At 57.4% G+C, this 23,576-nt stretch carries 22 protein-coding genes; 14 read left to right on the top strand and 8 right to left on the bottom strand.

All coding sequences use genetic code 11. The features are described 5' to 3' along the window. Nucleotides 1-31: 31 nt before the first annotated feature. Together ACQKEK_RS04725 and ACQKEK_RS04720 are read left to right on the top strand one after the other, a co-directional pair. Nucleotides 32-1,210, top strand: coding sequence for a vWA domain-containing protein (locus tag ACQKEK_RS04725; RefSeq protein WP_064482145.1), 1,179 nt, complete (start codon nt 32-34; stop codon nt 1,208-1,210). Nucleotides 1,211-1,244: 34 nt separating this feature from the next. Beyond that, nucleotides 1,245-1,775: a hypothetical protein gene (locus ACQKEK_RS04720; RefSeq protein WP_499141276.1), complete on the top strand. Its 531-nt coding sequence runs from the start codon at nt 1,245-1,247 to the stop codon at nt 1,773-1,775. Here the strand turns inward: ACQKEK_RS04720 and ACQKEK_RS04715 are convergent. From ACQKEK_RS04715 to ACQKEK_RS04705, 3 genes are read right to left on the bottom strand one after another with little or no spacing between them, the layout of a single operon-like run. Beyond that, nucleotides 1,750-2,289: a DUF2937 family protein gene (locus ACQKEK_RS04715; RefSeq protein ID WP_499141274.1), complete on the bottom strand. Its 540-nt coding sequence runs from the start codon at nt 2,287-2,289 to the stop codon at nt 1,750-1,752. The two genes, ACQKEK_RS04720 and ACQKEK_RS04715, sit on opposite strands and share 26 nt — an antisense overlap. Continuing rightward, entirely contained in the window at nt 2,289-3,065 is a 777-nt protein-coding gene (locus ACQKEK_RS04710) for a class II glutamine amidotransferase (protein ID WP_499141272.1), read from the bottom strand. The genes ACQKEK_RS04715 and ACQKEK_RS04710 overlap by 1 nt, the downstream gene beginning before the upstream one ends. Nucleotides 3,066-3,116: 51 nt before the next feature. After that, a complete protein-coding gene (locus tag ACQKEK_RS04705) occupies nt 3,117-3,581 on the bottom strand; it encodes an MFS transporter (protein WP_499141270.1) in 465 nt (154 codons plus the stop codon). 208 nt (nt 3,582-3,789) lie between these two features. On the opposite strand from ACQKEK_RS04705, the gene ACQKEK_RS04700 reads away from it, so the two are divergent. Continuing rightward, on the top strand, nt 3,790-4,230 hold the full coding sequence (locus ACQKEK_RS04700) for a universal stress protein (RefSeq protein WP_019341630.1): 441 nt from the start codon (nt 3,790-3,792) through the stop codon (nt 4,228-4,230). A gap of 27 nt (nt 4,231-4,257) precedes the next feature. Here ACQKEK_RS04700 and ACQKEK_RS04695 read toward each other — a convergent pair whose 3' ends face one another. Both ACQKEK_RS04695 and ACQKEK_RS04690 read right to left on the bottom strand, forming a co-directional pair. Next, nucleotides 4,258-4,950 (bottom strand): DUF6901 family protein, encoded by a 693-nt coding sequence (locus tag ACQKEK_RS04695; protein ID WP_499141268.1) that lies wholly within the window; start codon nt 4,948-4,950, stop codon nt 4,258-4,260. 127 nt (nt 4,951-5,077) lie between these two features. Continuing rightward, nucleotides 5,078-6,994 carry an ATP-binding cassette domain-containing protein gene (locus ACQKEK_RS04690; protein WP_499141266.1) on the bottom strand — a complete coding sequence of 639 codons (1,917 nt, stop codon included), beginning with the start codon at nt 6,992-6,994 and terminating at the stop codon, nt 5,078-5,080. 276 nt (nt 6,995-7,270) lie between these two features. Between ACQKEK_RS04690 and ACQKEK_RS04685 the strand changes: the two genes are divergently transcribed. Next, a complete protein-coding gene (locus tag ACQKEK_RS04685) occupies nt 7,271-9,202 on the top strand; it encodes a transglycosylase SLT domain-containing protein (RefSeq protein WP_499141264.1) in 1,932 nt (643 codons plus the stop codon). A gap of 106 nt (nt 9,203-9,308) precedes the next feature. Here ACQKEK_RS04685 and ACQKEK_RS04680 read toward each other — a convergent pair whose 3' ends face one another. The 3 genes from ACQKEK_RS04680 to yegS all read right to left on the bottom strand — a co-directional run bounded on the left by ACQKEK_RS04680 (nt 9,309) and on the right by yegS (nt 12,126). Beyond that, nucleotides 9,309-10,112, bottom strand: a complete 804-nt coding sequence (locus tag ACQKEK_RS04680; protein ID WP_499141262.1) for an MOSC domain-containing protein — start codon at nt 10,110-10,112, stop codon at nt 9,309-9,311. Nucleotides 10,113-10,138: 26 nt separating this feature from the next. Next, complete coding sequence (locus ACQKEK_RS04675; RefSeq protein ID WP_064482137.1) at nt 10,139-11,071, bottom strand: chemotaxis protein CheV; 933 nt, start codon at nt 11,069-11,071, stop codon at nt 10,139-10,141. A gap of 125 nt (nt 11,072-11,196) precedes the next feature. Then, entirely contained in the window at nt 11,197-12,126 is a 930-nt protein-coding gene (yegS, locus tag ACQKEK_RS04670) for a lipid kinase YegS (protein WP_499141260.1), read from the bottom strand. A gap of 375 nt (nt 12,127-12,501) precedes the next feature. On the opposite strand from yegS, the gene ACQKEK_RS04665 reads away from it, so the two are divergent. The 10 genes from ACQKEK_RS04665 (at nt 12,502) to ACQKEK_RS04620 (ending at nt 23,555) form a co-directional block, all read left to right on the top strand. Further along, complete coding sequence (locus tag ACQKEK_RS04665; RefSeq protein ID WP_128120606.1) at nt 12,502-13,938, top strand: undecaprenyl-phosphate glucose phosphotransferase; 1,437 nt, start codon at nt 12,502-12,504, stop codon at nt 13,936-13,938. 159 nt (nt 13,939-14,097) lie between these two features. Continuing rightward, the gene (locus ACQKEK_RS04660; RefSeq protein ID WP_046164225.1) at nt 14,098-14,535 is read left to right on the top strand and encodes a low molecular weight protein-tyrosine-phosphatase; all 438 of its coding nucleotides are present in this window, start codon (nt 14,098-14,100) and stop codon (nt 14,533-14,535) included. Between the two features lie 15 nt (nt 14,536-14,550). Beyond that, the gene (locus tag ACQKEK_RS04655) at nt 14,551-16,761 is read left to right on the top strand and encodes a polysaccharide biosynthesis tyrosine autokinase (RefSeq protein ID WP_128120604.1); all 2,211 of its coding nucleotides are present in this window, start codon (nt 14,551-14,553) and stop codon (nt 16,759-16,761) included. A gap of 158 nt (nt 16,762-16,919) precedes the next feature. After that, nucleotides 16,920-17,978, top strand: a complete 1,059-nt coding sequence (locus ACQKEK_RS04650; protein WP_499141257.1) for a glycoside hydrolase family 5 protein — start codon at nt 16,920-16,922, stop codon at nt 17,976-17,978. A gap of 12 nt (nt 17,979-17,990) precedes the next feature. Further along, complete coding sequence (locus ACQKEK_RS04645) at nt 17,991-18,233, top strand: hypothetical protein (protein ID WP_499141255.1); 243 nt, start codon at nt 17,991-17,993, stop codon at nt 18,231-18,233. 69 nt (nt 18,234-18,302) lie between these two features. Beyond that, the gene (locus ACQKEK_RS04640; RefSeq protein WP_499141253.1) at nt 18,303-19,559 is read left to right on the top strand and encodes a hypothetical protein; all 1,257 of its coding nucleotides are present in this window, start codon (nt 18,303-18,305) and stop codon (nt 19,557-19,559) included. Further along, the gene (locus tag ACQKEK_RS04635; protein WP_499141251.1) at nt 19,519-20,403 is read left to right on the top strand and encodes a glycosyltransferase family 2 protein; all 885 of its coding nucleotides are present in this window, start codon (nt 19,519-19,521) and stop codon (nt 20,401-20,403) included. Before ACQKEK_RS04640 ends, ACQKEK_RS04635 begins: the two co-directional genes overlap by 41 nt. Beyond that, entirely contained in the window at nt 20,393-21,154 is a 762-nt protein-coding gene (locus tag ACQKEK_RS04630) for a WecB/TagA/CpsF family glycosyltransferase (RefSeq protein WP_499141249.1), read from the top strand. The genes ACQKEK_RS04635 and ACQKEK_RS04630 overlap by 11 nt, the downstream gene beginning before the upstream one ends. A gap of 160 nt (nt 21,155-21,314) precedes the next feature. Beyond that, nucleotides 21,315-22,346 (top strand): GDP-mannose 4,6-dehydratase, encoded by a 1,032-nt coding sequence (gmd, locus tag ACQKEK_RS04625; protein ID WP_045428146.1) that lies wholly within the window; start codon nt 21,315-21,317, stop codon nt 22,344-22,346. Nucleotides 22,347-22,631: 285 nt separating this feature from the next. Next, entirely contained in the window at nt 22,632-23,555 is a 924-nt protein-coding gene (locus ACQKEK_RS04620; RefSeq protein WP_499141247.1) for a GDP-mannose 4,6-dehydratase, read from the top strand. Nucleotides 23,556-23,576 lie beyond the last annotated feature (21 nt).

The following is a 23,576-nucleotide window of genomic DNA, read 5'->3' as shown; positions in this document are numbered from 1 at the left end:
GCCGCGATGACGGCACGCCTGAGGTTCTGCCATGTTGCTTGGCCTGTTCAATGAGATGCGCGCCGCCAAGGTTCCGGTGTCGGTGCGCGAGCTGCTCGATCTGATCAATGCGTTGAAACACAACGTCGTGTTCGCCGATATGGATGAGTTCTATTATCTGTCCCGGGCGATTCTGGTGAAGGACGAGCGGCACTTCGACAAATTCGATCGTGCCTTCGGCGCCTATTTCAAAGGCCTGGAAAATCTGGATCAGCATATCGAAGCCTTGATTCCAGAAGAGTGGCTGCGCAAGGAGTTCGAGCGTTCCTTGAGCGATGAAGAGCGCGCCAAGATCGAGTCGCTAGGTGGCTTGGACAAGCTGATCGAGGAGTTCAAGAAACGTCTCGAGGAGCAGAAAGGCAAACATGCCGGCGGCAACAAGTGGATCGGCACGGGCGGCACCAGTCCTTTTGGCTCCGGCGGCTACAACCCCGAGGGCATCCGCATCGGTGACGCAGGCAAGCGTCAAGGCAAGGCGGTGAAGGTATGGGATCAGCGCGAATACAAGAACCTCGACGATCAGGTCGAGCTGGGGACGCGCAATATCAAGGTCGCGCTACGCCGCTTGCGCAAGTTCGCTCGCCAGGGCGCGCAAGACGAACTGGACCTGGACGGCACCATCGACCACACCGCTAAAGACGGCGGCCTGCTGAATATCCAGATGCGCCCCGAGCGTCGCAATGCGGTGAAGCTGCTGATCCTGTTCGACATTGGCGGTTCGATGGATGCGCACGTCAAGGTCTGCGAAGAGTTGTTCTCCGCCTGCAAGACGGAGTTCAAGCACCTCGAGTACTTCTACTTTCACAACTTCATCTATGAGTCGGTCTGGAAAAACAATTTCCGCCGGACTTCCGAACGCACCTCGACCCTGGACCTGCTGCATAAGTACGGTGCCGACTACAAGGTGGTCTTCGTTGGCGACGCGGCCATGGCGCCCTACGAAATCACCCAGCCTGGCGGCAGCGTAGAGCACTGGAACGAGGAAGCCGGCTACGTCTGGATGCAGCGCTTCATGGAAAAATACAAAAAGCTCATCTGGATCAACCCTTACCCGAAGGATACCTGGGGCTACACCTCTTCCACAGGCATCATCCGCGACTTGCTGGAGGACCGCATGTATCCACTAACCTTGAGCGGACTGGAAGAAGGCATGAAGTTTTTGTCGAAATAGGTCGCTATCGACCTTCAGCTGCAGGGACGCACCGATGAAAACACGATTGGCCCTTTGGGCCGTCACAGCCGTGACGGCCATCTCCATGGCCGGTGCGCTACAAGCAGCCTTTGGCTTATCAGGTGAGCGTGCCATACATAGCATCGGTGCCAATGCGCCAGCGATAGCCCGCTTTGCGTTGGGCTATGAGCAGACCATCATTATCGTGAATCTTGCCGCTTCGGCTCTGCTACTGATTTGGTGGCTAACCGCAACGGCCACGCCGACTCACCGACCCACGTTGAGGCTAGCAAATGCTGCCTTCGGTAGTTGGATACTGGTCCAGATGCTAGTGATCTGGACGGCTGTCTTAGGCATTCTTCAGCAGGTTTCAGGCTTACCCGATGGCGAGCCTGTACAAGCTGCCTTACTGGTCATTGGGGCCTCTTCGCTCAGATGGCTAATCCCGTCGACCCTCTTCTTGCCTATCCTTCAGTTAGGTTTGGGGGAATGGGCTTACCGCGTCACCGCGCAAGTAACACATCCCCAAGGCGTCCGGACTATCGCTTTGACGGAAGCGGGCTAGCCGTACGACGACGGCGTCGATAGCGCTGTGGAAACAGAGCCTGGCGAAGCAAGACGAAGAGGCTTTCAATGATCCATGCAAGCAACAGTGCGCAGCTTAGGCCCCAGGCGATGGCCTCGGGCGCCAGCAGTACCTGAAAGCGGTAGCTATTCCAGACCTGGCGTCTTATCTCACTGTTTGCCCCGACCAACACGTGCCAGGCCTGTGCGTACCAAGGCCCTTCCATGATCCGCCATTCACGATCAAGCAAACGGGCGCGCTCGACCAATGCCGAAACGCTGCGCGCATCGCTCTGAAACACCGCATCTTCGCTGGCTCGGTAATGCTTGACCAAGGCGTTCAGATCACCTTTGAAAAATCGCCCGGCTGTTTCCTGGAACCCGGCCAGACCCAGCTGCGCCTCCAGCCGACGCGCCTCGACGTGAGCACTGTACGCACTGATGAAGCCCGGCACCTGAATACCGATGAGCAACCCAAGGGCAAACAAGGTCAGCCGCAGATAGCTTCTCAACATCATTGCACCTGCCCGCGCGCGACGCATTCGCCCAGGCGCCACAGCGTCCATTCGCCCGATTGATGAATATCCCAGTGCTCGTTGTCGGTTAATGGCTCGGTTGCCAGCACTGTCACGACGTCGTTTGGCGTCGTCTCCGCATTAAAGTCCACCGTCAGTTCAGCATCTTTCAGTTGCGCCGGGCCGAAAGGGGCGCGACGGGTGATCTGCGCCAGCTTGGTTGAGCAGAAACTGAACAGCCATTCACCATTACTGAGCAAGCAGTTGAATACGCCTTTGGTACGGTAACTGGCACAGGCATCGAGCAGATGCGGGACCAGATCCTCCGCAGCGACCCGCTCGGGAAAGTCGCCGCGTATGAGATTGAGCAAATCGCAGAATGCCGCTTCGCTGTCCGTATCACCTACCGGCTGATAGAAGCCGCGCGCCGGGCTGAAATCCGCTAGTTGGCCGTTGTGGGCAAAACACCAATGCTGCCCCCACAGCTCCCGGACGAAAGGATGCGTATTGACCAGCGCGACTTTGCCGACGTTGGCGTGACGGATATGGCCGATCACCACATGACTTTTAATCAGGTAATGCTGAACCATCTTCGCTACTTCCGACTCGCAGCTGGCCACCGGATCTTGGAACAGTCGAAGACCGCGACCTTCGTAGAACGCAATACCCCAGCCGTCCTTGTGTGGTCCAGTGCGGCCGCCGCGTTGCATCAGTCCGGTAAAGCTGAAGTGGATGTCGGTGGGTACATTGGCGCTCATGCCGAGCAGTTCACACATGCGCTATCTCCCGATAGGTTCTGCTGCGCCTTGGGCGAGAAAGGTTCAGTGTCAGAGTCGGGGTTCGGTCCGCGCCTCGTAGCGGTTCATCGGACGGTAGTCCTCTTCGTCGTCATCCTCGAGTCGTTCGCGCAGGGTGCGAGGGTCCTCATGGCGCGATTCGCTCGGGTGCTGTTTCGCCCGCCGCTCGATCAGCCAACGTACAAGTACAAAAACCGCATAGATGGCGAATGCAATCAAGCCGTAGAGCGCGAGGTCAGCCACGGCACGCCAGGCATTACTGCCGACCTTGAACAACAGATCCAGAGCTGTGATGGCGACCGCCGGGGCGAACAGATCCTTGGCGGGATCGACAATGGTCGGCGTCAGCAGCAACACGGCCATGATCAGCCGCAACGGCTCGCGCAGCCAGCGCCACAGGGGACGGGTGATGCGCAACCAGACCAGCAAGCAGCCCAGCGCAGCGATACCGTAGGCAGACCAGGCAAGCAAATATTCATTGGCGGGTAGGAACATGGCGATCTCTGTACAGGCCGGAGGAAGCCCCGGCATTAACGCCGGGCATGATAACAGTCGTGAGCGACGGCACGGCTAGCCAACTGATGCAATGCAGCTGGCCATTGCGCATCCAACGCCGTATAAACCCTGAAAAAAAACGCGTTGCAGCCCATATCGCGTGCCTAGAAGCCATACTTGTAGCAACCGACATTTCAGGAGATTCATCATGATCTACCAGCATATTCTGGTCGCCACCGACCTGAACGACGATTGCCATCCAGTGGTCGCGCGCGCTCAGGCGCTGGCGACCGCCAGCGGTGCGAAACTGGCGTTGGTCCATGTCATCGAACCCATGGCGATGGCCTTCGGTGGGGACGTGCCAATGGATCTTTCAATGCTGCAACAACAGCAGTTCGACCAAGCCCGTGAGCGCTTGGCCGGGTTCGCTGATCGTTATCCGGGGCTAACCGCGGAACAACGCCACCTGGCCTACGGTCAGCCTCGTCAGGAAGTTCACCGACTGGCCAAGGAGCAAGGCTGTGATCTGGTAGTGGTGGGCAGCCATGGCCGCCACGGCCTCGCTTTGCTGCTTGGCTCCACGTCCAATGACATCCTGCATGGTGCGCCCTGCGATGTGCTCGCCGTACGCCTGAAAAAACCCGAGTGATCCGTCGCCCGGCCTGAGTCAGCTGGTTCAGGCCGTTTCGACTCCGTCCCCGGCACTCATCACAAGTGGCCGAATCTTTTGCAGCTGCGTCTCCAACGAGTAGGTCAGGCTCGATGCCATGGAGAAGAAGGTCAGGAAGGCCTTTAAGTTCGAGTCCTCGTGACAGGTATCGTGGATGCGCTGCCAGAACGCTTGATTGACCAGCTGCAACTGCTGGAACGACCTCACCAATCCCCGCAACTCCCAATCGGCGTGCCGTCCTTCGCGCAGGTTGAAGTACTGTCTCGCCAGGTACAGCGATACCGCCCGAAGTACAAACTCCTGATTGCTCGCGAACGGCAAATGCTGATGGGCCATCGGCTTGAGCCGGCCAAGTATCGGACATGCACTGGTGGCCATGATCACACCCAGAAGCGCGCGCAATCCTTCTTCCAGCCCGACCAGCTTGTTGTACTCCCGCTCAGGGGTACGGACATGCACCTGCGCTTTACGAATGGCGGGCAGACCTTGGAAATCCTCGATGACTCGATGCAGGTCGACCGCCGCCGGGCAATGGCTGAACTCGTTACGACTCAACGGGCAATTGTTGCACTGCTGATGATCCAGGCGCGTCCATCTCGGCGCCAGCTTCGCAGTCTCGTGATCAAAGACACGGTCCGGCTCGATCCGGTAGCTGAACTCATGCTCGTCATCGAGGGTGATTCGGTATTCGATTGCCATCTATGCTCCGTCTGCTGGCAGATATCGTTATCTTCACAAAGTCCCGCTCAACGCAGGCTCGTAAGTCGCACGCTCTATCGGCGAACGTGCGGGTCTTGCAGGCCGGGGTCACGTCGTTGCGGACGGCTCAGCCCTCCAACTCGGCCCAGCGCTCGAGCAGCGCATCGAGCTCCAGCTGCATCGCGTCGAGCTTGGCGATGGTTTCGCCGGTCCGCTCAGCACTCTGCTGATAGAACGCCGGCTGTGCCATCTCCTCTTGCAGCGCAGCGATGCCCTTTTCCACTGCGTCAATCTTGCCCGGCAGTGCTTCCAGCTCGCGCTGAACCTTGTAACTGAGCTTTTTTTTCGCCGGGGTCGGCTCCGCAGACGCTTGCTGTGCAGCCGACTTGGCCTGCGCCGCCTCGGCCTTCGCCTCTTTGCTCTCCTTGCCTTCACCGACGCCGAGCAACTTTACCGAGCCGCCTTGACGCAGCCAATCCTGATAGCCGCCGACGTACTCACGGACCACGCCATTGCCTTCGAATACCAGCGTGCTGGTCACTACGTTATCGAGAAATGCCCGGTCGTGGCTCACCATCAGAACCGTGCCCTGGAAACTCAGCAGGACTTCCTCCAACAGCTCGAGGGTTTCCACATCGAGATCGTTGGTGGGCTCATCGAGGACCAGCAGGTTGGCGGGCTTGCTGAACAGCTTGGCCAGCAAGAGCCGTGCCCGCTCTCCGCCGGAGAGCGCCTTAACCGGCGTACGGGCGCGCTGGGGACTGAACAGGAAGTCTCCGAGGTAGCTCAGGACATGTCGGTTCTGGCCGTCGATGGTTATGAAATCGCGTCCCTCGGCAACGTTGTCTATGACGGTCTTTTCCAGTTCTAGCTGGTGACGCAGTTGGTCGAAATATGCCACTTCCAGCTTGGTGCCGGCTTCTACCGTGCCGCTGGTTGGTTGCAAATCGCCAAGTAGAAGCTTGAGCAACGTGGTCTTGCCGGTACCGTTAGCGCCGAGCAAGCCGATACGGTCGCCACGCTGCAACACCGTCGAGAAGTCGCGAATCAACAACTCGCCCCCCGGATGTCCGAAGCTCGCATGCTCGACAACGATGACCTGCTTGCCAGACTTCTCAGCCGCATCGATCTGAATGTTGGCCTTACCCTGGTGCTCGCGTCGTTCGCTACGTTCAGCACGCAGGGCTTTCAGCGCTCGCACGCGCCCTTCATTGCGGGTACGCCGCGCCTTGATGCCCTGGCGAATCCACACTTCTTCCTGAGCCAGCTTCTTGTCGAACAGCGCATTGGCCGTCTCTTCGGCTGCCAGCTGCTGCTCCTTGTGCACCAGGAAGCTGGCGTAGTCGCCGTTCCAGTCGATCATATGGCCGCGATCAAGCTCAAGAATGCGGGTTGCCAGGTTCTGCAGGAACGCGCGGTCGTGAGTGATGAACAGCACCGCACCGTTGAACCCGGTGAGCGCTTCTTCCAGCCAGGCGATAGCGCCGATATCCAGGTGGTTGGTGGGCTCGTCGAGCAACAGCAGATCGGGCTCTGACACCAGCGCCTGGGCCAGCAGCACGCGCCGTCGCCAACCACCGGACAACTCGGCGAGGGTTTTATCGGCCGGCAACTGCAAGCGGCTCAAGGTGCTGTCCACCAATTGCTGCAGGCGCCATCCATCCTTGGCTTCGAGCGCCTGCTGGACATGCATGAGCTTATCGAGATCGGCTTCGTTCTGGATGTTCTGGCTCAGATGATGATATTCGGCAAGCAGCTGCCCTACCCCGGCCAGCCCCTCAGCCACCACATCGAAGACGGTACGCTCATCGGCAATTGGCAATTCCTGCGGCAACTCGCCAATCTTCAACCCTGGCGCTCGCCAGATTTCGCCGTCATCCGGTAGCTGGCTGCCCTTGACCAGGCTGAGCATGCTGGATTTGCCGGTGCCGTTACGCCCGATAATACAAACCCGCTCACCCCGCGCAATCTGCCAGGACACTCCATCAAGCAATGGATTGTTGCCATAGGCGAGGGACACATCGGTCAACTTGAGCAGGGTCATGACTATCTCCGGAAAACAGGGCGCGCATTCTAACAGAAGGCATCGCCCCGCCGGGCTGCAGCGGACGCCTGGCGGCCTGTTTGACGATAAATTCCCGTCGGTTCGTCAGCTTCTGCCCGAGCGGACCAAGACAACCCGGACCTGGCACGGGCATGACGCTCGTCGGAAGTTTCGCTTTGAGCCTTTCAAGCGCTTAATCCTCGTTTAACTGCTTGACCGGCCAAGCTAAGCTAGCCGCAGAAATTCCCGTACCTCCCCCCCGTTTTCGGAAGTCTCATGCGCGGTCGACTCTCCAGTATTTGTTTGTGTCTGTTTCTCTCCATCATCACCCTTGAAACCACCCAAGCTGCGAGTTTGCAGCAGCAGCGTCAGTTTTACGACGAAGCCAAGCGGGCCTTGGCCAAGGGCGATAGCGGACCATACCGACGCCATGCCAGCGCCCTGCGTGACTATCCGCTCGAGCCCTATCTGGCATATGACGATCTGACCGCACGCTTGAAAACTGCCAGCAATGACGAAGTGGAGAAATTTCTCGCCGAGCATGGTGATTTGCCACAGGCGAGCTGGATGAAGTTGCGCTGGCTGCGGCGGCTGGCGGCACGCGGCGACTGGCGGCCCTTCGTCGCTCACTACGACCCAAAGATGAACTTCACCGAACTTGACTGCCTGTATGGTCAATACCAGCTCATAAGCGGTCAGAAGGAACAGGGCTATGCCACCGCCGAAAAGCTCTGGCTGGTGGGCAAGTCCCAGCACAACGCTTGCGATGCCCTGTTCGAACGTTGGGACGACGCAGGGCAGCTTACCGAGGCTCTACGCTGGAAACGGGCCAAGCTGGCAGTCGAGAACGGCGACTATGGCCTGGCCAAGTTCTTGGTCAAAAGCCTGCCGACGCTGAAAGCACAGGGCGAGCTTCTGCTCGATGTCGCCCAGAAGCCACAGCTGCTCAGCCAGCCTGAACGCTTCTCGCCAGCCACCGAGACCATGGGTGATGTCGTCTCGATCGGCTTACGTCGGTTGGCCCGAGCAAACCCGGAGCAAGCCCTTGGACTGCTCGACAGCTACGCCAGGCGGATGTCCTTTTCGGCGGAAGAAAAGGTCTCCATCGCACGTCAGATCGGCCTCACCCTGGCCAAGCGTTTCGACCCCCGCGCACTGAAAGTCATGGCTGAATACGACCCAGAGCTGCGTGATGACACGGTCAGTGAATGGCGGGCTCGCTTGTTGCTCCGCCTGGGCCGCTGGGATGACGTCTATGCGCTGACTCAGCGATTCCCCGAAGAGCTCGCCAACACCAATCGCTGGCGGTACTGGAAAGCGCGCAGCCTGGAACTGGCCAAGCCCAAAGATGAGCGAGCCGTCCAGCTCTACCAACCGGTCGCTGGCGAGCGCGACTTTTACGGTTTCCTTTCGGCTGACCGCATCCAGGCGCCCTACAAGCTCAACCATCAGCCCCTCGCGCTTGACCCAAAGCTGATCCAGAAGGTCCGCAATACCGCTGGGATTCGCCGCGCCATGGAATTCCATGCTCGCGGGCAAATCGTTGATGGGCGCCGCGAGTGGTATCACGTCAGCAGGTTGTTCAGCCGCGACGAGCTGGTCGCTCAGGCGCGACTGGCCTATGAAATGGAATGGTACTTCCCTGCAATTCGTACCATTAGCCAGGCGAAGTATTGGGACGACTTGGACATCCGCTTCCCCATGGCCCATCGCAGCAGCCTGGTGAACGCCGCGAAAGCGCGTGAAATCCACCCCAGCTGGGTGTTTGCGATCACTCGCCAGGAAAGCGCATTCATGGCCGACGCTCGCTCCCATGTGGGCGCCACAGGCCTGATGCAGTTGATGCCGGCTACGGCGAAAGAAACGGCCAAGCGCTTTGGCATTCCGTTGTCGTCGCCCCAGCAAGTGCTCAACCCCAACGTCAACATTCAGCTAGGTGCTGCCTATCTCAGCCAGATTTACGGTCAGTTCAACGGTAACCGAGTGCTAGCCTCGGCCGCTTACAACGCCGGACCCGGGCGGGTTCGCCAATGGCTGAAGAATGCAGACCACCTTCCGTTTGACGTGTGGGTCGAGAATATCCCGTTCGATGAAACCCGCCAGTACGTGCAGAACGTACTGACCTATTCGGTCATTTACGGGCAAAAGCTCAACGCGCCACAACCACTGGTGGAATGGCACGAGCGCTACTTCGATAATCAGCGATAAGGCGTAAGGATTGATGAGCTGCGGCGTAGGTTTGGCGCCGCAGCAGGCGTGGAAAAGGCTTAGTTGCGGCACCGTTCCAGGTGCGGTGGCGTGCCCACAGCCGAGGTTACTCGAGCACTTCAACAGGCATGCCAATCTGCAAGAGGCCTGTGCCTTCGGCGATGAGATTCTGACCGAAGAATACGCCGCCATCGCCCTTCCGGTAGTTCATCAGCGTAGCCAGTGGCTCGCGGACGGGGCTCCTGTCACCGCTCAGCGGATCGATAGTCGGGATGATGCAACGTGAGCAAGGCTTCACCACGCGGAAAGCCAGATCACCGATGCGAATGCGCCGCCAGCCATCCTCGGCGTAGGGCGCCGCCCCGGCGATCACTAGATTGGGCCGAAACCGGCGCACATCGAGTATGTGCCCAACCCGGGCCGAAAGATCATCGAGTGATCGCTGGCCGATCAACAGAAACGGAAATCCATCGCTGAATGCCGTGCGTTCGCCTGGCCGGGCATAATCCTGATCGACCTGGATGCCCCGAGACGTGGGCAGATGAACCAGTCGACAAGGACGACCAAGCAGGCGTGTCAGCCACTCAGCTGCAGCGTCGCCAGCATCGGGCACCTGTAGACTTTCGCGCCAGATCAGCACGCCACGCTCAACGCCACCCTCCTCCGGAACCGCAACAGCCAACGCATCCATCCCCGGTGCCGTCAACAGTAGCTCGGCGTCACCTTGCCAACGAGCGTTCAGCAACGCCATGCCGGGCAGCATTCGCTGGGTCAGGAATTTTCCGCTTGCGGCGTCGACCACCATCCAGCGCCGGTCACCACACAAGCCAAGCTCGTCACATCGTTCCTGCTGCAGAAGCTCTGCCGAACCGGACTTGAGCGGAAAACGATACAACGAGGAAAGGTGCATGCGGGGCCCTCGAGCGATTGGTCAGGTCAGCGTGTTTCGTCCAGCAACAAACGCTCGCGGACGACGTCCACCAGTTTCTCCGGCTGAAACTTGGAAAGGAAGTTGTCACAGCCAACTTTCTGCACCATTGCCAAGTTGAAGCTCCCAGAGAGGGAGGTATGCAACACCACGTAGAGATCACGCAGGCGCGGATCGTTGCGGATCTCCGTCGTGAGCCGGTAGCCGTCCATCTCCGGCATTTCGGCATCGGTGAACACCATGAGCAGGCGATCAGTGAGCACCTCCCCACTATCTGCCCAGGCCTTCAGTTTGTTCAAGCCCTTCATGCCATCGCTGGCGGAGTGCACGGTGATACCCAGCTGGCTCAAGGTTTCTCGCAGCTGCGCCAGGGCAACGGTCGAGTCGTCGACGCATAGCACTTCACGCCCCCTGGCGCGCTCGAGCACCGGGTCAGTCAAGCGCTCCGGCGCGATGCTCGTGTTGTAGGGCACGATCTCAGCCAAGACCTTTTCCACGTCAATGACTTCGACCAGCCTGTCCTCGACCTTGGTGATCGCTGTGAGGTAGTGCTGCCGTCCCGCGGTGGTCGGCGGGGGCAACACTTCCTCCCAGTTCAGGTTGAGGATGCGGTCCACGCCGCCGACCAGAAACGCCTGGATCGAGCGATTGTATTCAGTCACGATGATGGTGCTGCGCTCATCCGGGACCAAAGGTCGCAAGCCAATGGCACGCGACAGGTCGATGACCGGCAGCGTCTGGCCGCGCAGGTTGACCACGCCGCATACCGAGCCGTGCCGGTGCGGCATCAGCGTCATCTTCGGCAGCTGCACGACTTCCTGCACCTTGAACACGTTGATCGCGAACTGCTGCCGTCCGGACAGACGGAACATGAGAATTTCCAGGCGATTCTGCCCCACCAAACGGGTGCGTTGATCGACTGACTCCAGAATGCCGGCCATTGCGGGCTCCTTTGGCGAATAAGGGACTTAGGAGCTATCGGCCGCAAGTGCCTATGCTTTATCCACTGGCGATAGATTTTGTCAGCCCGGCCCGCTCGTTGCGCTCGTATCTGAACCGCAAAGGATCAAGCGGATGGATCATCGTGCTCGATCAGTGGCTCGTCACGCAGCAGCGGGCTGTCCGCAGGTAGATGCAACCGCAGAGCTCGGCGTTTCACGGAGAAACGCATCTGCTTTGCGGAGACCGGTTCGCCGTCAAGATTAATGCTGATTTCTTCGGGCGCCTCTACCTCGAACCATGGCGCACGGGCTTTTACCGAAACCGTATCGATGCCCAGCAATCCGCCACTCAGCAAGGTCCCGAGCGTCCCGACCGCATCGGCCGGCGCAGGAACGATACAGATATCGAGCAACCCGTCGACGATCGAGGCCTGAGGGCAGAGCTGCTGGCCGCCACCCGACTGGCGACCGTTGCCAATGCCCAGCGCCAGAAATTCACCCTCCCAGGCAAACTCGGGCGCCACAAAGCGTCCCCAGGTAGCCCGCAACTCACTGAAGCGCGACAAGCCGGTCAGGAGATAGGCACTCCCGCCCAGAACCCGTTTCAGTTCTGACGAAGTGGTAGCTGTCACTTTAGAGCCGAAACCACCCGTCGCCATGTTCATGAAAAGCTCGCCGTTCATTTCACCGACGTCGACCCAGACGGGTTCGCGATTGAGCAAGGTGAGCGCATCAAAGGGTTCCAGCGGTATTTCTGCCGCATGGGCAAAGTCATTGGCGGTGCCCAGCGGCAACAACGCCAAACTCGCGTCAACGCCGCTGTCTATCAAAGCCTGCGCCATCTCCCGTAAGGTCCCGTCACCGCCTCCTGATACCAGGGTCCGATAACCTGCCGCCAGCGCTTCCTTGACCAGGCGCGCGGTGTCCCCCGGCTCCCACGTCACCCGGACGGCGAGCTCGTTACCCAGCTGACGCCATTCGGTTACGGCTGCTCTAAGTTCTTCGTTGAGCCCTTGCTTCCCATGAAGGACGAGCAATGCCTTGGGTTCATTCATGCAGGTCGTTCCAGTCATCCGTTTCAGTATGCGCAGATAGACACGCTCCAGGCGCATAAAGTTGTGAAAGGTTCCTTTCTACAGGCTTAAGCCGGCCACGCAAAACACTGACCATCGGTCAGCGAAAGATGCGCAAAAAGCCCGAAAGCCGACAGCTTTGATCGCTTTATCACTTAGATATCAACCAGTTGCGCAGTGCATTTAATTCTTTCCGGGCAATTGGCTCTTTCCACGATTCCGGTGAACTCATTTCTTGAAGGGCGGTCGGAGCACTTGTCCAGGTGAGGGTTGCGATAGCGGCCTTCCATCAGAACCGCGGATCGCGGCGATCAAAACGAGTATTGAGCTAGCAATAGCCGTAGGAAGGAGCCTTGTATGCGCTTACAGTCCGTTGGAACCCTTGAGTACGCCCACCCCAGTTTCGTCGATTACTTTCTTGCCAGCATTCGCCTGATTCACGGGCTGACCTCTGTGCTGCCGGGCGTTCTGCTGTTGCTGTTTCTGCCCCTTGACCTGCCCGCAGGCGGAGGCACGTTCAGCACCTTCCTGATGTTTTTCGGCGTGATTAGCGTGGTTATCTTTCAGTCGGTAGGCATCTACAGCGAGGAAGTGTTCAGCACGTTGCTGCGCTTTCGCACCATGCTCGTTGCCTGGGCCGCGGCTTTCAGCTTGATGATTTTCATGCACCAGGGCCTAGGCATGTTCGGCTACCTCGAAGCCAAACATCTGACCTTCTGGTTCGTCACCAGTGGCATCCTGTTCGGCGCCGAGCGACTGATGATGCTCGCGCTGTTCCGTCGTCTGATGGCGAAAGGCGTGTACCTGCAAAATGCCGTAATCCTTGGTGGCACCGACAACGGCGTGCGCGTTGCCGAGTATCTGGCTCATCACCGCGATATACGCACCGGTGTGCTCGGTTTCATTGACGACCGCCTCGAGCGCCTGCCGAAGACGTTGGCCGACCTGCCGCTCCTGGGCAACACCCGCGACCTGGAACAGATGATCCGTGAGGAAAAGGTCACCCAGGTACTGGTCGCGCTGCCCTGGTTCGCTGACAGCCGCATCGGTCAGCTGATCAACGAGTTGCGCAGACTCCCCGTCAACGTTCTGCTGGTACCGGACATGGTCGCTTTCCGCCATGCCAACAAGCGCATTACCGAAGTCGGTGGACTGCCGACGCTGATTGCCTCGGACCTGCCGCTGCGTGGCTGGTCGCCAATGTTCAAGCGCATCGAAGACATCGTGCTCTCCAGCCTCGCTCTGCTGGCGGCTGCCCCGGTCATGCTCCTCCTCGCGCTGGCGATCAAGCTCGACTCGCCCGGCCCTGTGTTGTTCAAGCAGAAGCGCTACGGCTACAACAACCGGCTGATCGAAGTGTTCAAGTTCCGCTCGATGTACCACGCCAAGTCGGATGCCAACGCCGAACAGCAAACGACGCGCAACGATGACCGCATCACCCGAGTGGGTCGTTTCATTCGCAAAACCAGCCTCGACGAGCTGCCACAACTGCTCAACGTATTCCTTGGCAGCATGTCCATGGTCGGTCCGCGCCCCCATGCAACCGCGACCAAGGCTGCAGGCGTGCTGTTCGAAGACGCAGTATCGGAATATTCCGCACGGCATCGCGTCAAGCCGGGCATCACCGGCTGGGCGCAAATCAATGGCTACCGCGGCGAGACCGACACCCTGGAGAAGATCGAGAAGCGCGTCGAGTACGACCTCGATTACATCGAGCGTTGGTCGGTCTGGTTCGACATCTACATCCTTGCCCGCACCATCCCCGCCCTTCTGTTCAACAAGGATGTTTACTGACTGCCACACGCATTGACTAGCTCCATCCTGGCAACAAGCCACATTCATGCGCGAGCGCAGCAGGAAGATTGAACTAATGAAGCGAGCCAATATCAGATTTGCGTTCTGCAACAGGCAGACCTGTATGCCCACGACACCTGGGCTACGAGGCTGAGCGAAATGTTCCAGAACATATTGATTGTCTGTGTGGGCAACATCTGCAGAAGCCCCGCAGCCGAAGCGTTGCTAGCCCACAAACTTGAAGGCAAAGGCCTGACGATAAGTTCGGCAGGCATAGGTGCTCTAGTAGGCAACCCAATGGACAAGACTGCACATGAGGTGCTTAACGACCACGGAGTGGAACACGCGTCCCACCGTGCCCGTCAGGTCGATAGCGAAATGCTGCATCGCGCAGACCTGATCCTTGTGATGGAACAAAGCCATGTCCAGCACATTCGTCAGATCGCACCCGAAGTACATGGCAAAACCTTCCTGCTGGGTAAATGGCTGGACGATACGGAAATCCCTGATCCCTACCGCCAGTCCAAGCCCGCATTCGAACATGTTCACAGCCTTCTGACTCAGTCCGTCGAAAGCTGGCTTCCTTACCTGAAATAAGAAGAAGGAACTTCAATGACCACCATGCCACGACCCATCTATGAAACAAAAGAGGACAAGGACATTGACCTGGCCCACCTCTTTGACACGTTTCTAAATAACCGAGGGCTGATACTCACGATTACGGGGTTCTTCGCCGCTCTGGGCGTTGCCTATGCCCTGCTCGCGACGCCCGTATATCTGGCAAGCGCGATGATTCAGATCCAGGCGAAAGGTGGCTTGCCAAGCCTTACCGATGTGGTTGGCACCGCCCCAGCCGTTTCGCCGGCGCAGACGGAAATCGCACTACTCAAGTCGCGCTCGGTGGTTGGCGGAGCGGTCGAGGACCTGAACCTCGACATCATCATCGAGCCTCACCACTTCCCGGTATTCGGTGGTTATATCTTCCGTCGATTCGAGCCCACCGAGGAAGGTGAGCTGGGCTGGTATCCCGAAGGCTTCGAATCCTACGCCTGGGGTGGCGAGTCGTTGCGCGTCACGCAACTGATCGTGCCAGACAAAATGCATGGGGAAGAGCTGACACTCGAAGCTGCCGAAAACAACGGATTCATCCTGCGCGACCCCGAAGGCGAGGTTGTCGTGCAAGGGGTCGTCGGCGAGCCCATCGAGACCCCGGATTACGGCATCACCGTGGCAGAGCTGAACGCACGGCCGGGCACCACCTTTACTGTGATCAAGAACCGCACCTACGCCACCACCGAGGACTATCAGAATCGCCTGAATGCCGGTGAGCGTGGCAAGCAGTCGGGCATCCTCAACGTGACGTTGGAGGGTACCGATCCAGAAAAAGCAGTCACGGTGCTTGAGGCAGTAGCGCAACGCTACGTCGACCAGAACATTGCGCGTAACGCGGCGGAAGCGACTCAGAGCCTCGAATTTTTGAGTGAGCAGGTGCCGGAGGTCCGCAAGAAGCTCGACGCCGCGCAGACAGCCCTGAACGAGTTCCAAACCGGCAATCGTTCGGTGGATATCTCGGCGGAAACCCAGTCGGTGCTCGATCGCATCGTTGATCTGGAGAGCCAGATTTCCGAGCAGAACCTCAAACGCACCGAGATGGAAAGCCGCTTCACCCGTCAGCACCCTAATTTCCAGGCGCTGATGAACCAGATCAATCAGCTGCAAGCGCAAAAGACTGAACTGGAAAAGCAGATCGGAACCCTGCCGTCTACTCAGCAGGAGTTGCTGCGCCTTAACCGCGATGTAGAGGTTTCTTCTGAAACCTACTCGATGCTGCTGAACAAGACTCAGGAGCTGGACATCATTCGTGCCGGGACCGTGGGCAACGTGCGCATCGTTGACCACGCTGCGGCAGACATCGATGAGCCAATCAAGCCGAACAAGCCGTTGATTGTCATCGTCGCCACGCTGCTTGGCGGGATTCTTGCGGTCGCCTTCGTATATGTTCGTGAAGCACTCAAGCGTGGCGTGGAAAATCCAGAAGAGATCGAGCGCGTTGGCATTCCGGTGTACGCGGCGATTCCGTTCAGCGAGAAGCAGGGCCTGCTGGAAAAGCGCCTGGCCAATTTCAAGCGGGACAAGAGCAGCGCTTCGTATCTACTCTCGATCAATGATCCCGCCGATCTGGCGACCGAAGCGATGCGCAGTCTGCGCACCAGCTTGCACTTCGCGATGATCGAGGCGAAGAACAACATTCTGATGATCACCGGCCCGAGCCCGGCGGTGGGCAAGTCGTTCGTGACCAGCAACCTCGCCGCAGTTATCGCGCAGTCCGGCAAGAAAGTGCTGCTGATCGACGCCGACATGCGCAAGGGGTATCTGCACAAGGTCATGCGCTGCCAGGGTGAAAAAGGCCTATCCGACATCCTGTCTGGCCGTATCACGCTGTTCGATGCAATTCAGAAAACCCAGCTGAATAACCTGCACGTGATCACCCACGGTCAGCTACCGCCTAACCCATCGGAACTGCTGATGCACGAGAACTTCTCGCGCTTCGTCAAAGAGATCAGCAGCATGTACGACCTGGTGATCTTCGATACTCCGCCTATCCTGGCCGTCACCGACGCTGCACTGGTCGGCAGCCAGGCCGGCACCACCCTAATGGTGACGCGTTACGGGCTGAACGGCGTGAAGGAAATTGAGTTCGCCAAGCGCCGCCTTGAGCAGAACGGACTTCTGGTCAAAGGCGTTATCTTCAATGCCGTGGTGCGCAAGGCGTCGACTTATAGCGAGTACGGTTATTACCAGTACGAATACCAGAGCAAGTAATGCCTCTCTGGTTTTAAGCAAGTCCCGGGCACATTACCCAATTGATGCTATCCGAACCGCTCTCCTGATTATCAAGGAGAGCGGTTCGCATCGAGTGCTTAGCTGAACATCAACAGGGCCGTCGAGTTGACAGTAGCCCTCTGGAGATAAAGGTCATCATGGAACGTCGCCCCCTTTCTCTATTGTTTCGCACCGCAAGGTTGATAGCCGGCCTGACGATTGCCGGATGCGTGTCGTTTGTGCAAGCGCAGCCCAGCGAAGATAAGGGCATCGACCTGATCGGCATCAATATGTCTGGCGCAAACTTCGCTCCGCATATCACGCCTGGAAAACTGGGCACCAATTATTTTTATCCTGAAGAGAAATACTTCAAATATTACGCGGACAAGAACATTCGCTTGATTCGGTTCCCCTTCATCTGGGAGCGCCTGCAACATGATCTATACAAAGGCGTCAATTTCGATCAGATGCGGCTACTCAAAAGAACGCTCGACTTCGCCGCCCAACATAACCAGAAGGTCATTCTGGATATGCACAACTATGGGCGGTACAAGGGCAAGCTGATCGGTTCGCCACACGTACCCTACGAAGCTTACGCAACTGTTTGGCGCAAGCTTGCCGAAGAATTCAAGGACCACCCCGCATTGTTGGGCTACGACATCATGAACGAACCCCACTCCACCGATGGATTGTGGCCTGGAGCAGCACAGGCAGCGGTCGATGCCATCCGCAAGGTGGATATGGACAGCTTGATATTCGTCGAAGGTGACCGCTGGGCGAGCACCTTTCACTGGCGCTACGTCAATGAGGATTTTCTGATCGAAGATCCGGCAGACAAGATCATTTACGAGGGACACCTGTACCTCGACAAGGATTTTTCCGGGCGCTACGCGAAGGACGAGGTGGTCGATCCAATGTTAGGGGTGGAGCGCGTTCGGCCGTTCGTAGAGTGGCTGAAGGAAAACAACCTGAAGGGTTTTCTCGGCGAGTACGGTGTGCCTGGCCATTCCGAATCGATGCTGGTCGCCATGGACAACCTGCTCGGCTACCTCAACGAAAACTGCATGCCCAGCGCCTACTGGGCCGCCGGCCCAGGCTGGGGCAAATATGTTTTGGCCATTGAACCGCTCAACGGCAAGGACAGGCCTCAGATGGATGTCCTGCAAAAGCACATTCCCAATAGCTGCAAGGAGTATGGCCCTACCCCGCAGCCTTGACAGGCTTGTGGCATGTTCGCGGCGAATGGTGTGACGCCGTTCAGAAAGTTTTCAGCGAAACCTGAAAATCACACGCAACCCTGCCATCCCTCGCTTGTCCAAATTCAACCTTACATCGAGCGGCTTAATGCGGGCGGAACTCAAATACCCCTGCGCAATCCAATCAGTTTGGATACTGAACCATTGTTGGAGCCAGTTGGCCTACCACCGCTCAGCGGTACGAAAGGTGGCGGCGCACCGAAGCAATTGATGTGACGATCCTGAAGCTTGAGTTTGTTGCGGCGTAGTTAATTTGGAATGGAAATGCACCTAAGGACCCAGGTGATGACAAACATCAGCTCGAAATTTTTCTTTTTGCCGTTGGCCGTGCTGGCAATCGTCCTGCACTTTTCGGTATTTGGTGACAGCACGCATAACCCGATCGGCTTCAAGTTCCTCAACGAAGCCTATTTGGCTGTGTGCCTAGGTCTTTCGCTCCTGTTAATTCTCGCCAGTACCGAGGAAGCTTCCAGAGAATTTCGCATCCTGATGTATTACGCTTTTTACAGCGTTTTCGTGTTCACCGTGCTGCCTGCAATCTTCTCGTTCTATACCTTTGGCCAGCCAATCACCTACGGCCTGATCGAAGAACGTCGGATTCTTTTTACATTTGGCTTCGTACCGCTGCTATTGCTTGCCAAGCACATCAGCACCCGCCAGTTCGAGCATGCACTAATCTACGCGGCACTGATTGCTGTGATCCTTTCTTGGTGTTTCAAGTTCGGACTGGTCCCGGATCTGCGCGAGGAGCAAACATCCTGGGACCGCCCGGACCGCTCATCCATTGGGCCGTTCCTGATCTGTTTCGCCTATTTCTACTGCATTCAGGTATGGGCAAAAGGCAAGTCGCCTATCAATGGCGAACAACGGCATCGAAAACTGTACCTCCTCATTGCCGCCGTACTGTTGCTGACCCTGGTCTTCGCCACTCAAACGCGTCAATTGATTGTGCTATGCCTAGCATTCACGTTGTTCTCATTGAGGGCCAAGGCAATTATCTGGGCTGCCTCGCTTTGCGTGCTGTTATCGCCGCTGTTTTTCTATCCGGAGCTCCTTGAAGTCCTCGGTTTAAACATCGAGTTCTATGAGAACAGCCTAGACGGCGACGTGGAGGATGGCGTGCGCCCCCATACGATCGCATCCGTCTTCAGTCATTTGAGCCTGGTTAACTGGCTGCCCAGCGGATCGTTATCGCTGATGTGGCAGGACGGCTTCATCCCCTATTTTGGTGAGCACTTCTTCCTGTCCGATATTGGCATCATCGGCACGCTGTTTCGGTTCGGTTTTCTCACTTTTTTGCTGGTCCCCCTGACATTGTTTGTCTACCGATGGATCGCCCGCACTATCAATACCGAAATGGAGTTCACCTACGCTGTGATGCTTGCCTTCTTCGTGATATGGCCACTTAACGGTCTATTCGAATATACCCAACCAGTTATTTGTATGCTTTTCGTATTACATGCTCTAAGGGCACGCCATCTTCGCAGCAAGGAACGAGTACATGAACGTCGCACTTATTCTCAACTACAAAGCTGCTACTGAGACGATCAGCTGCGCTGAAAGCCTGCTCGAGCATTGCACGACGATTGGCCATATAGTCATCATCGACAATGATTCGCAGGACGGTTCCGCGATCGCCCTTCAAAATTGGCTGGATGAAAAAGCTTATTCAAATGTGACTTTGCTTTGTAATCCAGACAACAGCGGTTATGCGGGTGGCAACAATTACGGGTTGCGCTGGGCAATGGAGCACCTGCAGCCCGAGTATTTCTGGGTTATCAATAACGATACCTATGTAGACAGTGACGCCTTCTCACCGCTATTGGAAGCATTGCAGCGAAATGATCGCCAGTTTGTCGGCTCGCTCGTATTGAGCGCAGACACAGGCCGACTGGAATGCTACGGCGGCGGAAAGCTCTATCCGATTCTTGGCAAGGCTCGATTACTCGGAAAAGACCAGAGCATCGAAGCGTCTCAGCGACAGAATCCTCAGCACGTTCCAGACTACATCATGGGCTGCAGCCTGGCGTTTTCGGCCGCGTTGACTGAAGAAATCGGTTTGATGGATGAAGAGTACTTCATGTATTTCGAAGAAGTGGATTGGCAATACCGTGCGAAACGCTTTGGTGTTTCGACGAAAGTGATCCCTGAAAGCCGCCTATACCACTACGGCTCACTCAGTCTGGGCAACCGCTCAGCGTTTTATCACTACTACCGCAACCGAGCAGCCACCCGTTTCAACAAGCGCTTCTACGGCCCGGCATTCGCGATTGTCTCCGCGTTCCTGCTTTCGGCCGTTACAACTGTCAAGGAATACAAAAATCCCACCCTCGCCTGGTCAGGTATCAAGGGCGCCTTTAAGGGAGTAGCAATGAGTGTCGAGTGATACTAATGCGTTCGGAATAGATTTCTTTTCCGGCAATAAGAAAACTTTATTGACCTGCATACGCGAGGGAGTCAAGCAACCCTATTCGTTTGTGGTGACGCCGAACGTTGACCACCTCGTTCAACTGGAACATGACGCACAGCTGCGTGATGCTTATTTCAAAGCGCGCTGGAGAGTCTGCGACAGCCGGATTCTTCTGTCGCTGTTAAGTCGCCTGGGCGTGCATCTGGATGAAGCTATTCCCGGCAGTGATTTGACGCTTGATCTGCTCAAATGGGCGGACCGGGATCGGCTGCGAATTGTACTGATCGGTTCGGCAGCATCCGAAGCCGACAAACTCAGAGTCCTTTATCCCGGCATTTCCCTCTATCACTACAACCCGCCGATGGGCTTCATAAAGAAGCCGGAAGAAGTGCAGCGTTGCCTGCAGTTCATTCGTGAAAATCCATCGGAGCTGGTTCTGTATGCCGTGGGTACGCCGCGCGGAGAAGTCCTGGCCGCAGCCACTCAGCCCTATGAGCGCACGGGTATGGGCTTCAGTATCGGCGCCTCCATTTCTTTTGCGACGGGGACCATCAAGCGGGCCCCGAAGTGGATGCGCGAATACAAACTCGAATGGCTTCATCGCATGTGCATGGAACCGCGCAGGCTCGCCAAACGCTATTGGGCGGATGCGGTGTATATCGTGCCAGCATTTTTGCGGGAAAAAAGCGCCAGGCAAAAAGGCAGCCCAGCAAAACAGGAGTCTTGACCAATATTTGCAAGCCAACTTCCGGACACACCGGTCACTGAATGCAGTGGTCGTCGGTTCTTGAAGATTATTGAAAAACTTCGCTGCCGTTCAGCGCCACGTGCCAGGCAGGAACGAAACAAGAGCATTTAAGAAAACCTATCTTCGAACAAGGAAGAAAATGAAAGCAATCATCACGGGTATCACAGGACAAGACGGCGCCTACCTGGCAGAACTTCTGCTGGAAAAAGGCTATACCGTCTACGGCACGTTTCGTCGCACCAGTTCAGTCAATTTCTGGCGAATCGAAGAGTTGGGCATCGACAAGCACCCCAACCTGCATCTTGTTGAGTATGACCTGACCGACTTGTCTTCCAGCATCCGGTTGCTTCAGAACACTGGCGCAACCGAGGTGTACAACCTCGCCGCCCAGAGCTTCGTAGGGGTTTCCTTCGAACAGCCGCTGACCACTCTAGACATCACCGGTGCGGGCGCCGTGAACCTGCTGGAAGCCATTAGGATCGTCAATCCTAAGATCCGCTTCTACCAAGCGTCGACCTCGGAAATGTTCGGCAAGGTGCAGGCCATTCCGCAAGCCGAAACCACACCGTTCTATCCCCGTAGCCCTTATGGCGTTGCCAAGCTCTATGCGCACTGGATGACAATCAACTACCGCGAGTCATACGGAATATTCGGCTGCAGCGGCATCTTGTTCAATCATGAATCTCCACTGCGCGGACGTGAGTTCGTGACTCGGAAAATTACCGATTCGGTGGCCAAGATCAAACTGGGCAAACTCGACGTGCTAGAGCTCGGCAACATCGATGCGAAGCGTGATTGGGGCTTCGCCAAGGAATATGTCGAAGGCATGTGGCGCATGCTGCAGGCGGACGAACCCGATGTTTTCGTGCTTGCAACCAACCGAACCGAAACAGTGCGTGATTTCGTGACACTGGCATTCAAGGCGGTTGATGTCGAACTTCAATGGGAAGGCTCCGGCGAACAGGAGCAAGCCACCGACGCAGCAACCGGCAAGGTCGTTGTACGGGTCAATCCGAAGTTCTATCGCCCGGCGGAAGTCGACCTTCTGATCGGCGATCCGCAGAAGGCCAAGGACGTGCTGGGCTGGGAGCCTAAAACGACACTCGAGCAACTGTGCCGCATGATGGTTGACGCCGATATGCGCCGCAATCAGCAGGGCTTTTCGTTCTAGCGCGTTCGACCGGCGGCTTACCGCTCTTGATCAGGCACTTGGCTGAGATCAGGTTACCCAGGTGGGGTAGCCACGCAGGATAGCCAGCCGATACCTGATCCGGAGCGGCCTGTTCGTGGTCCCTGCGGTTGGGGCCGGCTCTGCTGGCACACCGAGCCCGCGTTGGCGTTACGGCACCGCTCGCCCTAATGGAGCCGTTGAGGGTAACCGTAACGCCATATCCCACACTTATACCAAGGCTTTGCATCGCCGTAGAAACTGGAATTTCATCCTATCGGGAAGATCATGCGTAAAGTGCTGATTACCGGCGCCACCGGTTTTACCGGCCGCTACATGGCAGAAGAGCTCGCAGGCTGCGGCTACGAGGTCCATGGCCTCAGCTATCGTCAACCTGTCGGCGAACTGCCCGCGGCTATTTCAGCCGTCCATTGCTGCGCACTGAACAATGCAGAGCTGCTACGAGCCTTGCTGACGGAAATACGCCCAACCTATGTTGTGCACTTGGCGGCGGTCTCGTTCGTCGCCCACAGCGATGCGGATGCCATCTACACAGCCAACCTGCTCGGCACTCGCCATCTTCTGGAAGCGTTACGTACCACCGCTGCCACCGAGCTCGAAGGCGTGCTGCTAGCCAGCAGTGCAAACGTCTATGGAAACGCTACCGAAGGCGTCCTGGATGAGTCGTCGCCCTTTGCTCCGGCCAATGATTACGCTGTGAGCAAAGCTGCCATGGAGTTCCTCGCAAGGCTTTACCAGGATCGTTTGCCGCTGATAGTCAGCCGCCCGTTCAATTACACGGGCGTTGGACAGGCGGAGCAGTTTCTCATCCCGAAAATCGTGACGCACACGCGCCGTCGGGCCGCGGTCATCGAGCTCGGCAACTTGGATATCGCCCGCGATTTCTGCGATGTCCGTCAGGTTGTCCAAGCCTATCGACGCTTGCTCGAAACACCGGCTGCGATTGGCCAAACCGTCAATATCTGTTCTGGATCAGCCTATACGCTTGAGTACGTACTCGAACAGGCAGCGGCCATCTCCGGTCACCGCATGGTGGTCCGGGTCAACCCAGCGTTCGTGCGCAGCGCGGATGTGAAGAACCTGTTCGGCAGCCGAGCCAAGCTGGACTCGTTGATTGGCGACATGTCCCGGATCGAATTGAAGGAGACGCTGCGCTGGATGATCGAGCATCCCTCCGCAGCGAGCGCATGACTTATCAGCTTTACTCCCAGC

It is taken from the genome of Pseudomonas sp. NPDC077408, assembly GCF_050269105.1.
Classification (GTDB): Bacteria; Pseudomonadota; Gammaproteobacteria; order Pseudomonadales; family Pseudomonadaceae; genus Stutzerimonas.
The sequence above is the reverse complement of the archived record's forward strand: the minus strand, read 5'-3'. Positions and strand labels throughout refer to the sequence as shown.